We start from the raw sequence: 12,026 nt of genomic DNA, 5'->3' as shown, positions 1-12,026 counted from the left end.
AATGCAATGCTACAACGTAATTATAAGTAAAAATCACCTTAGCGTCAATGTTTCAGGCTTATGTTTCCCTTTCTATGCAAGGATATTTTCACATCGGATCCCAGATTAACATAATATTATCCACAAAATGTGGATAAGTTGTGGATAAGTATAGGATAATGCCTGTTTTTTCCCCAGTCCTATCTAAAAAAACCAGAATTTATGAATATTTCCACCATGTGTAAATCTCCAGTTAACTTTTTCACGATTTTTGTGGACAAAGGATCTTTCCACACTGCTTACACAGGGCTTCCACCCCCAATTCACAAAGTTATCCACAATATTTTACACTTGTCATTGAAAAAATTTTTACTTTAGTATACAATATATTTAGATTGGGCAATTCTGCAATACAGTTTTAGGAGACAAAAAATGATCGAAAAAATCAAAGAAAACTGGGACAAAATCTTACTTACTTTAAAAGAAGAACACGAAATAACCAATATCTCCTACAGTACCTGGCTGGAACCCTTAAAGCCGCACTCTTTTAAAGACAACACAGTAACCATCATTGTTCCCGAACAGACCTTTTTACAATATGTAAATAAGAAATATGGATTTTTATTAAAGGTAACCATCTCTGAATTCCTTGAAAAGGAATGCGAGGTGGATTTCAAAGTTAAGGAGCAAATTGCGGAGGCGGAGGAACCGTCTGCGCCCCAGCTGATTAAGAATAACAAGGCTTCTGTCAGCCCCGATGTCATACAGAGTGCTAACTTAAATCCCAAGTATACCTTTGATACCTTTGTTGTAGGCGGAAATAACAACCTGGCCCATGCTGCTGCCCTGGCTGTGGCTGAATCCCCAGGTGAGATATACAACCCTCTTTTTATATATGGAGGCGTGGGGCTTGGCAAAACCCATCTGATGCATGCCATCGCCCACTTCATATTAAAGAACAACGCGAAATCCAAGATACTGTACGTCACCTCAGAAACCTTTACCAATGAGCTGATTGACGCCATCCGTAATAAGAACAACATAACCACCACGGAATTCAGGGAAAAATACAGGAACAACGATGTCCTGCTCATTGACGATATCCAGTTCATCATAGGTAAGGAAAGCACCCAGGAGGAGTTCTTCCATACCTTTAACACATTATATGAATCAAAGAAGCAGATTATCATATCTTCAGATAAACCGCCAAAAGAAATCGAGACACTGGAAGAACGTCTCCGATCCCGTTTCGAGTGGGGCCTGACCGTGGACATCCAGTCTCCTGATTATGAGACAAGAATGGCGATTCTGCGCAAAAAGGAGGAGATGGAAGGATATAATATAGATAACGAGGTAATCAAATACATCGCTACCAATATCAAATCCAATATCCGTGAGCTGGAGGGAGCCCTGACAAAAATCGTTGCATTATCAAGGCTTAACAAGTGCGACATCACCCTGGAACTGGCCGAGGAAGCCTTAAAGGACATCATCTCCCCCAATGCCCAGAGGGAAGTGACTCCTGACCTGATCATTCAGGTGGTTTCCGATCATTTTGGCCTTACCCCCCTGGATATCTCATCCCAGAAACGTAATAAGGAAATCGTATATCCAAGGCAGATCGTCATGTACCTGTGCAGGGATATGACGGCCACCCCTCTCCAGGCCATCGGACGGTACCTGGGAGGAAGGGACCATACCACCATCATACATGGTGCTGAAAAGATAACCGGTGACATGGCAAAGGATGACACATTGAGGAATACCATAGAGATACTGAAAAAGAAGATCAATCCACAATAGGAAGTGGAATCCATGTGGACGGGCTGTTGATAACTGATCTTTTCTGAAGGACCTGTGAATGACTTTTAACCACCTGTGGATAAACTTTAAGTTTTCCCTCATTAAAGTGGATGGTTTGCACATCCTGTTCCACAGGTACTTGTCCTTAATTATCAAGGACTTCAGACAGTTTTGCACAAACCCACAACCCCTACTACGGTTTCTACGAAAATTTTCTATATCTTCACACACAGATGACACACCGGGCACGCAATTACTTTGAAAGGAAGTTATCAACATTATGAAGTTAAGATTTCAAAAAGACGCCATTGTTAATGGAATTAATATTGTAATGAAAGCTGTACCTTCCAAGACCACCATGACCATTCTGCAATGCATACTCATTGACGCCAGCACCAACGAAATCCGGCTTACAGGCAATGATATGGAATTAGGAATCGAGACAAGGGTTGAGGGAGACATACTGGAACACGGCAAGATCGCACTGGATGCAAAGCTTTTCTCTGAGATTACCAGAAGACTTTCCAGTGAAAATGCATCCGTTACCATTGAATCAGATAATATGTTCAACACAACCATCCGCTGTGAGAACTCCGTGTTCAATATCCAGGGACGGGACGGGGAAGAGTTCGCATACCTTCCCTATATAGAAAAGGATAAATATATCTGCCTGTCCCAGTTTACCTTAAAGGAGGTCATCCAGCAGACCATCTTCTCCATTTCACCTAATGACAGCAATAAGATGATGGCCGGAGAGCTGTTTGAAGTCAATGAAAACCAGCTGAAGGTGGTATCCCTGGACGGACACAGAATCTCCATACGCAAGGTACGCCTAAAAGACCACTATGAGGACACCAAGGTAATCGTACCCGGCAAGACCTTAAGCGAGGTCAGCAAAATATTAGGCGGAGATAATGAAAAAGAAGTGCTGATTTACTTCAGCACCAACCATATCCTTTTTGAATTTGACAATTCAATCGTGGTATCCCGTCTGATTGAGGGTGAATATTTCAGAATCAGCCAGATGCTTTCCAGCGATTATGAGACAAGGGTATCTGTGAACAAGAAGGAATTTCTGGACTGTATTGAGCGCGCCACCATCCTGATACGCGAAAACGATAAGAAACCGCTGATTATCAATATTGGTGATAATTCCATGGAACTGAAGCTGAACTCCAGTTTTGGCTCCATGAACGCAGATTTGATGATTCACAAAACCGGTAAGGACATCATGATTGGATTCAATCCCAAGTTCCTCATCGACGCGCTGCGCGTCATTGATGACGAGGAAATCAATATTTATATGATGAATCCAAAGTCCCCGTGCTTTATCAAGGACGAGGAGGAAAATTATATCTATCTGATTCTTCCTGTTAATTTTAATGCTGCTACTGTCTAGCAGGATGTCTAAGAGAGGAAAAGTATGGAAATAATAAAACTTAGGGAAGACTATATCAAGCTGGGTCAGGCGCTGAAAGCGGCTGGCCTGGCAGAATCAGGCGTAGAAGCCAAATATGCCGCCCAGGACGGCCTTGTATCGGTAAACGGCGAGACTGTTTATCAGCGTGGGAAAAAACTGGTGGACGGTGATGTGGTCACCTATAAGGGTGAAACCATTAAAATTACGAAGTAACAGACTGGCAGGGATATCCATGATTATAGAATCCATAGAACTGAAAAATTATCGCAATTACAAAGAACTACATATGGAGTTTAATCAGGGAACCAATATACTCTATGGGGACAATGCCCAGGGAAAGACCAATATCCTGGAGGCAGTGTATGTGTGCTGCACGTCCAAATCACATAAAAGCGCCAAGGACAGGGATATCATCCGGTTCAATCAGGATGAATCCCATATTAAATTGCAGATAAGGAAGAACAATGTCCCTTACCGTATTGATATGCATCTGAAAAAGAACAAGCCAAAGGGCATTGCCATCAATGGGGTTCCCATACGCAGGGCCAGCGAGCTGTTCGGCATAGCCAATGTGGTATTCTTCTCGCCGGAGGATCTGAATATCATAAAGAACGGGCCTTCCGAGAGGAGGCGGTTCATTGATATGGAACTGTGCCAGCTGAATAAGCTCTATGTCCATTCCCTTGTACAGTACAATAAGGTCCTCCTTCAGCGCAACAAGCTGTTAAAGGAACTTTTTTTCAGGCCTGAGTATGAGGAAACCCTGGATGTGTGGGATATGCAGCTGGTGAACTACGGACGTGAAGTGATTAAGTTCCGAAGGGAATTCATTAAACAGCTGAATGAAATCATACACGCCATTCATCTGAGTCTGACAGGCGGCAGGGAGGACATATCCATTTCCTATGAACCCTACACCCAGGAAGACCAGATGGAGGATATCCTTAAAAGGAACCGGGCCCAGGACATGAAACAGAAGACCACATTGTCGGGACCTCACAGGGATGACATAAGCTTTATTGTAAATGGTATTGATATACGCAGGTTCGGGTCCCAGGGGCAGCAGCGCACAGCGGCCCTGTCCCTTAAGCTGTCAGAGCTACAGCTGGTCAAGCAATTAAGCCATGACGACCCAATCCTGCTTTTGGATGATGTGTTATCAGAGCTTGACAGCAGCAGGCAGAACCATCTGCTGTCGGCCATTAAACATATACAGACCATGATTACCTGCACGGGTCTGGATGATTTTGTCAATAACAGGTTCCAGATTGATAAGGTATTCAAGGTAATTGACGGGACTGTCATCAACGAGAATTAATGCCGTACTAGAAAGAAAGGATGATAATATAACATGGGAGAGCAATACGGAGCAGATCAGATTCAGATTTTGGAAGGACTTGAGGCGGTCAGGAAGCGGCCTGGCATGTATATAGGCAGCACATCTGCCAGAGGTCTCCATCATCTGGTGTATGAGATTGTAGATAATGCGGTAGATGAAGCATTGGCGGGATATTGTGATTCCATCGATGTGACCATCAACGAGGACAATTCTATCACAGTGGTGGATGACGGCCGCGGTATTCCGGTAGATATCCAGAAAAAGGCAGGCCTTCCTGCCGTGGAAGTTGTATTCACCATCCTCCATGCCGGCGGTAAGTTCGGCAACGGCGGATATAAGGTATCCGGCGGCCTTCATGGCGTTGGTGCTTCGGTTGTCAATGCATTGTCTGAATGGCTGGAGGTCCAGGTCTATAAAGACGGAAAAATTTACCAACAGCGGTATGAAAGGGGAAAGGTAACATACCCCTTGAAGATCGTGGGCAAATGCGGTCCGCAACAGCATGGCACAAAGGTCACCTTTCTGCCTGACAAGGAAATATTCGAAGAGACAGTCTATGATTACGATACCCTGAAAATCCGGCTCAGGGAAACAGCGTTCCTGACTAAGAACCTGAAGATAATCCTTAAGGATAACAGGGAAGAAAAGAAGGAAAGGGTCTTCCACTATGAGGGCGGAATCAAGGAATTCGTCACATACCTGAACAGGGGCAAGACACCTATCTACGATCAGGTTATTTACTGCGAGGGAACCAGGGAGGGCGTGAATGTGGAAGTGTCCATGCAGCACAATGATTCCTATACAGAGAATATTTACACATTTGTAAACAACATCAATACGCCTGAGGGAGGCACCCATCTCACCGGCTTTAAGAACGCCCTGACCAAGACCTTCAACGACTATGCCAGGGAGAAAAAGCTCTTAAAGGACAGCGAGGATAACCTGTCCGGTGAGGATATACGTGAGGGCCTGACAGCCATAATCAGTGTTAAAATCGAGGAGCCCCAGTTTGAGGGCCAGACAAAACAGAAGCTGGGCAACAGCGAGGCCCGTGCAGCAGTAGACAATATTGTCAGCGAGCAGCTGACCTATTTTCTGGAGCAGAATCCGGCTGTGGCCAAGTCCATGTGTGAGAAATCCATACTGGCACAGAGGGCCCGTGTAGCTGCCAGAAAGGCCAGGGACTTAACACGCCGTAAATCAGCCCTTGACGGCATGGCCCTTCCGGGCAAACTGGCTGACTGTTCCGACAAAAATCCGGAAAACTGCGAGATTTATATTGTAGAGGGAGATTCCGCAGGCGGTTCCGCAAAGACAGCCCGTTCGCGTGCCACCCAGGCCATTCTTCCCCTGCGAGGTAAGATTCTCAACGTGGAGAAGGCCAGAATGGACCGTATTTACGGCAATGCGGAAATCAAGGCCATGATAACTGCATTTGGAACAGGTATTCATGACGATTTTGATATATCCAAACTCCGCTACCACAAAATCATCATCATGACGGATGCCGATGTGGACGGGGCTCATATCAGCACCCTTCTTCTGACCTTTATTTACAGGTTTATGCCGGAATTAATCAAACAGGGATATGTATACCTGGCCCAGCCTCCCCTGTATAAGGTGGAGAAGAATAAAAAGGTATGGTATGCGTACAGTGATGAGGAGCTGAATTCCATCCTCATGGAGATTGGACGCGACAACAGCAATAAAATTCAGCGTTACAAAGGTCTGGGAGAGATGGATGCGGAGCAGCTGTGGGAGACAACCATGGACCCGGAACGCAGGATACTTCTGCGTGTCACCATGGATGAGGAAACCACGTCTGAAGTAGATTTGACCTTCACCACCCTCATGGGCGACCAGGTAGAACCCAGAAGGGAATTCATTGAGGCCAATGCGAAAAAGGTGAAGAACTTAGATATCTGATTTTAGACTGCAAACATAAAGGAGATTGAATATGGAACCAAATGTATTTGACAAGGTTCATGAAGTAGACCTTAAGAAAACCATGGAACAGTCCTATATCGACTATGCCATGAGTGTTATCAGCGCCAGGGCCCTGCCTGATGTCAGGGACGGCCTTAAGCCCGTACAGAGGCGTGTGCTTTATTCCATGATAGAGCTGAACAACGGTCCGGATAAGCCACATCGTAAGTGCGCCCGTATCGTCGGTGATACAATGGGTAAGTACCACCCCCATGGAGACAGCTCCATCTACGGTGCGTTGGTTAACATGGCGCAGGAGTGGTCCACCCGTTATCCTCTGGTGGACGGACACGGAAACTTTGGTTCTGTGGACGGCGACGGCGCGGCAGCCATGCGTTATACTGAGGCCCGCTTAAGCAAGATTTCCATGGAAATGCTGGCAGATATCAATAAAGATACAGTGGACTTCGTACCTAACTTCGACGAAACCGAGAGGGAGCCCATTGTCCTTCCCTCCAGATACCCTAACCTGCTGGTAAACGGCACATCCGGTATTGCCGTTGGTATGGCCACCAATATACCTCCCCACAACCTGAGGGAAATCATCGGCGCAGTGGTGAAGATGATTGACAACAGAGTGGAGGAGGACCGCGAGACCTCCCTGGAAGAAATCATGGAGATTGTAAAGGGACCTGATTTCCCCACCGGCGCCACCATTCTGGGAAGAAGGGGAATCGAGGAAGCTTACCGCACGGGCCGTGCCAAAATCAAGGTGCGAGCCGTGACTAACATAGAGACCATGGCCAACGGAAAGTCAAGAATCATCGTGACGGAACTTCCCTACATGGTAAATAAAGCACGTCTCATTGAGAAAATAGCAGACCTGGTCAAGGAAAAGAAAATTGACGGCATTACCTACATTGGAGATGAATCCAACCGTGAAGGCATGCGGATAAACATAGAGCTGCGCAGGGATGTAAATGCCAATGTAATCCTGAACCAGCTGTTAAAGCATACCCAGCTGCAGGACACCTTCGGTGTTATCATGCTGGCCCTTATTAATAACCAGCCAAAGGTACTCAACCTGCACCAGATGCTGGAGGAGTACTTAAAGCATCAGGAAGAGGTAGTTACCAGAAGGACCCGGTATGATTTAAACAAGGCGGAAGAAAGAGCCCACATATTAAAGGGACTGCTCATTGCCCTGGATCATATTGACGAGGTGATCCGCATCATCCGCGGATCAGCGAATGTGGCGGATGCCAAGAACCAGTTGATGGAGCGCTTCGGGCTTTCTGACGCACAATCACAGGCCATCGTGGATATGAGGCTCCGCGCTCTCACAGGTTTGGAACGTGAGAAGCTGGAGAATGAATACAGGGAACTTCAGGCAAAGATCGAGGAGTTGAAGGCAATCCTTGCAGATGAGAAGAAACTGCTTACCGTTATCCGGGATGAAATCATGATCATCTCTGATAAATACGGGGATGACCGCAGAACAGCCATTGGATATGACGACGATATGTCCATGGAGGACCTGATTCCGGACGAGGACACCATCATTGCCATGACCCATCTGGGCTATATCAAGCGTATGGACGTGGATAATTTCAGGAGCCAGAACCGGGGCGGCAAGGGAATCAAGGGGATGCAGACCATTGAGGAGGACTATATCGAGGACCTTCTCATGACCACCAACCATCACTATATGATGTTCTTTACCAACACCGGGCGAGTGTACCGTCTGAAGGCATATGAGATACCGGAAGCAGGACGTACGGCCAGGGGAACGGCTATTATAAACCTTCTGCAGCTGATGCCGGAGGAGAAGATTACAGCCATTATTCCCATGCGTGAATTCAACGATGACAAATATCTGTTCATGGCTACCAGGAACGGCATGGTCAAGAAAACACCTATGGTGGAGTATGAGTATGTGCGCAGGAACGGACTTCAGGCTATTGTGCTCAGGGACGGCGATGAGCTGATTGAGGTAAAGGCAACGGATAATACCCAGGATATCCTTCTTGTCACACGCAAGGGCATGTGTATCCGTTTCAACGAGACTGATGTAAGAGTGACCGGCCGTGTATCCATGGGCGTCATTGGAATGCGTTTCGAGGAAGATGACGAAGTCATCGGAATGCAGATGCAGAGCCAGGGAGACAGCCTTCTGGTGGTTTCCGAGAACGGCATGGGCAAGCGTACTATGATTACGGAATTCAGCACCCAGAACAGGGCCGGAAAGGGTGTTATCTGCTACAAGTGTACGGATAAGACCGGCTATCTGGTAGGTGCCAAGCTGGTAAATGACGGCAGGGAAATCATGATAATAACAACAGAAGGCATTATTATCCGCATGACGGTTGACGATATATCAGTGATTGGACGCAATACCTCCGGCGTCAAGCTCATGAGCATTAATCAGGATTCTGACATCAAGGTGGCAAGTATAGCCAAGGTAAGGGAAAGCGTTACCAAGGACAGCAATGTATATGATGAAGAGTATTATGAAGAAGAGAACGGGGATTCTGAAGAAGATAGTGAAGCAGATGTAGATTCAGATGAATCGGTTTAAGATTCAGTTCCATGAAAAGGCTGTCAGTCACGGCAGCCTTTTTATGAAATAGTCATTGCTTTTTTTGTTCCAGTTCGAAGGAACAGATAGAATTACTGAGACAATTCGGCTGCAATGGCAAAAGGATGGGAGGAATAAAGAAAATGAGGGAGATACCCGCAGCAACCATTACAGAAGCAATAAGGGACATGTGTATTGAGGCCAATTACGGTCTGGCCCCGGATATGAGAAAGGTCTTTGAAAAAGCAGTGGAGGTGGAGGAATCCCCTCTGGGGCGCCAGGTTCTGGGACAGCTTAAGGAGAATCTTAGAATCGCGGGAGAGGACAGCATACCTATCTGCCAGGATACAGGTATGGCTGTGGTATTCATGAAAATAGGCCAGGATGTACATATCACAGGGGGAAGACTGGCTGATGCTGTCAATGAAGGCGTACGCCAGGGATATGAACAGGGATATCTTCGAAAATCCGTGGTCGGGGACCCTATAGAGAGAATCAATACAAAGGATAATACGCCGGCTGTCATTCACTGTGATATTGTAGATGGGGAACAGATAGACATCACAGTGGCTCCTAAGGGATTTGGAAGTGAGAATATGAGCCGTGTGTTCATGCTAAAGCCGGCTGATGGCCTGGAAGGGGTAAAGGAATCCATCCTTCAGGCAGTGAGAGAGGCAGGACCAAATGCCTGTCCGCCCATGGTGGTGGGAGTGGGCATAGGCGGGACCTTTGAGAAATGCGCCCAGATGGCGAAGCACGCCCTGACCAGGGATATAGAGGATAAGCCTGAGAAGCAGTGGGTCAGAGAGCTGGAAGAGGATATGTTAAACCGAATCAATCAGTCTGGCATAGGACCCGGGGGACTGGGAGGGCGGGTGACAGCCCTTGCCGTTAACATAGAGACCTTTGCCACCCATATTGCCGGCCTTCCCCTTGCCGTAAATATATGCTGCCATGTAAACCGTCATGCCCGCAGAGTACTGTAAATGAGAAAGGAGTCCTGTTCAGATGAATCGGCACATGAATGTACCAATGACAAAAGAGGAAGCTGCCTCCTTAAAAGCAGGAGATTATGTATATCTTACAGGAACCATTTATACGGCCAGGGATGCCGCCCATAAGCGGATGGACGAGGCCCTTGACAGAGGGGAATCACTGCCATTTGACATAGAGGGCAGCATCATATATTACATGGGACCGTCCCCTGCCAGGGAGGGAAGAACCATCGGCTCTGCCGGTCCTACTACAGCCAGCCGTATGGATAAGTATACGCCCCGCCTTCTGGACCTGGGCATGGGGGCCATGATAGGAAAGGGAAAGAGAAGCAAGGATGTTATGGATGCCATTGTGCGTGACGGAGCTGTTTATTTTGCCGCTGTGGGAGGAGCAGGAGCCATTCTGTCCAAATGCATTCTTTCATCCGAAATTGTTGCATATGAAGATTTAGGTACGGAGGCAATCCGCAGACTGACCATTCAGGATTTCCCGGTGGTTGTGGTGACGGATGCCCTTGGCAATAATCTATACGAAACAGCAGTAAAGGAATTTTGCACTCTGTAGCGAGGGGATATGAAGCGGATTATATATATGGTACTCATGAATTTACTCCATGCACCGATGTGGTTCTTCACCATTTCGCGTATGGCCAGGGAAGAAGATACAAGGACAGCCGCTGAGAAGAATGGGTATATATCAGAGATGGTAAAGAGGATTAACAGAAGGGGAAGGGTTACGGTCACTGCAACGGGAACAGAGCATATTCCGTCTCAGGATGGGTTTATACTGTTTCCGAACCATCAGGGGCTGTTTGATATGCTTGCCCTGTTTTCAACCTGCCCAAGACCTTTATCTGTTGTAATAAAGAAAGAGGCATCCAACTGGATTCTGGTAAAGCAGGTACTGGGGGCCACCAAAAGCCTTGCCATGGACAGGGATGATGTAAAAGACCAGGTTCGCATCATATCTGAAGTCGCCAAACTGGTAAAGTCAGGCCGTAACTTTGTTATATTTGCGGAAGGCCACCGAAGCCGCAACGGTAATGAGATACTGGATTTTAAGAGCGGTACATTTAAGGCCGCTGTAAAAGCAGGCTGCCCCATTGTCCCTGTAGCCCTGATTAATTCTTTCCGTCCCTTTGATATGAACTCATTAAAAAGGGAAGAAGTGCAGGTTCACTATATGGAGCCCATTATGCCGGATCAATATATGGGAATGAAAACCTCAGAAATAGCACATCTTGTACACGAAAGGATACAGGAAGAAATAAATAAAAATCTCGCCAAAATGGCTTGACAAGCTAAAATCTATTTAGTATAATGGTCAATGCGTCTAAGGACAAGCATGTCAAAAGAAGCAATCATATGGAAAATATCAATTCGGAGAAATACTCAAGAGGCCGAAGAGGCGCCCCTGCTAAGGGTGTAGGTCGGGAAACCGGCGCGAGGGTTCAAATCCCTCTTTCTCCGCTCCATTTTCCAAATGATTATTTTTTTCACACTTGTTTAAAGAAGAAAAAAAGTTTTAAAAAGTTGTTGACAATAAACAACGGTTATGGTATAGTTAGTATTCGCTGGACAAAAAAACAACAGCGATTGATGATTGAGGAAAGCCGATTGGCTGAAAACAAAAATCAAAAAAAATAAAAAAGTTGTTGACAAACACAAGCGACTGTGATAAGATATAAAAGTTGCTGCTGAACAAGCCGACAACAAAGAACCTTGATAATTGAAGATTAGACAGTATGTAAAACCCTGAAAATTCTAAAGACAAAAGGTCTGGTTTAGACCTTTGGATTTGAGAAAATTCAGAACAAAACCAAGTAATGAAGGTTAAAGATAACTAGCCAAGCTAAGTAGTCTGAAACCTGGAATCAACTTTTAAACATGAGAGTTTGATCCTGGCTCAGGATGAACGCTGGCGGCGTGCCTAACACATGCAAGTCGAACGAAGCAATTGAATGAAGTTTTCGGATGGAATTTAAT

Annotated in this window: 9 protein-coding genes, 1 tRNA gene and 1 rRNA gene; all 11 read left to right on the top strand. The window is 46.1% G+C overall.

Going from position 1 to position 12,026, the window contains the following annotated elements; all coding sequences use genetic code 11:
- Positions 1-411 precede the first annotated feature (411 nt).
- Positions 412-1,782 (top strand): chromosomal replication initiator protein DnaA, encoded by a 1,371-nt coding sequence (dnaA, locus tag G614_RS0114185; RefSeq protein WP_027642475.1) that lies wholly within the window; start codon positions 412-414, stop codon positions 1,780-1,782.
- 280 nt (positions 1,783-2,062) lie between these two features.
- Positions 2,063-3,181: a DNA polymerase III subunit beta gene (dnaN, locus tag G614_RS0114180; RefSeq protein ID WP_027642474.1), complete on the top strand. Its 1,119-nt coding sequence runs from the start codon at positions 2,063-2,065 to the stop codon at positions 3,179-3,181.
- A 24-nt stretch (positions 3,182-3,205) separates the two neighbouring features.
- Entirely contained in the window at positions 3,206-3,415 is a 210-nt protein-coding gene (locus G614_RS0114175) for an RNA-binding S4 domain-containing protein (protein WP_002569308.1), read from the top strand.
- A gap of 19 nt (positions 3,416-3,434) precedes the next feature.
- Positions 3,435-4,520, top strand: coding sequence for a DNA replication/repair protein RecF (gene recF, locus G614_RS0114170; protein ID WP_027642473.1), 1,086 nt, complete (start codon positions 3,435-3,437; stop codon positions 4,518-4,520).
- Positions 4,521-4,553: 33 nt separating this feature from the next.
- Positions 4,554-6,467 carry a DNA topoisomerase (ATP-hydrolyzing) subunit B gene (gyrB, locus tag G614_RS0114165; protein WP_027642472.1) on the top strand — a complete coding sequence of 638 codons (1,914 nt, stop codon included), beginning with the start codon at positions 4,554-4,556 and terminating at the stop codon, positions 6,465-6,467.
- A 31-nt stretch (positions 6,468-6,498) separates the two neighbouring features.
- The gene (gene gyrA / locus G614_RS0114160) at positions 6,499-9,045 is read left to right on the top strand and encodes a DNA gyrase subunit A (protein WP_027642471.1); all 2,547 of its coding nucleotides are present in this window, start codon (positions 6,499-6,501) and stop codon (positions 9,043-9,045) included.
- A 143-nt stretch (positions 9,046-9,188) separates the two neighbouring features.
- Positions 9,189-10,031: a fumarate hydratase gene (locus G614_RS0114155; protein WP_027642470.1), complete on the top strand. Its 843-nt coding sequence runs from the start codon at positions 9,189-9,191 to the stop codon at positions 10,029-10,031.
- Positions 10,032-10,053: 22 nt separating this feature from the next.
- A complete protein-coding gene (locus G614_RS0114150) occupies positions 10,054-10,605 on the top strand; it encodes a Fe-S-containing hydro-lyase (RefSeq protein ID WP_027642469.1) in 552 nt (183 codons plus the stop codon).
- 9 nt (positions 10,606-10,614) lie between these two features.
- Positions 10,615-11,337 carry a lysophospholipid acyltransferase family protein gene (locus tag G614_RS0114145; RefSeq protein WP_027642468.1) on the top strand — a complete coding sequence of 241 codons (723 nt, stop codon included), beginning with the start codon at positions 10,615-10,617 and terminating at the stop codon, positions 11,335-11,337.
- Positions 11,338-11,422: 85 nt separating this feature from the next.
- A tRNA-Ser gene (locus G614_RS0114140) sits at positions 11,423-11,510 on the top strand.
- A gap of 413 nt (positions 11,511-11,923) precedes the next feature.
- Positions 11,924-12,026, top strand: a 16S ribosomal RNA gene (locus G614_RS0114135); the annotation flags it as partial.

This window comes from [Clostridium] clostridioforme AGR2157 (genome assembly GCF_000424325.1).
GTDB classification, from domain to species: domain Bacteria; phylum Bacillota; class Clostridia; order Lachnospirales; family Lachnospiraceae; genus Enterocloster; species Enterocloster clostridioformis_A.
Note: the sequence above shows the minus strand (reverse complement) of the source record. Positions and strands in the feature narration are given on the sequence as shown.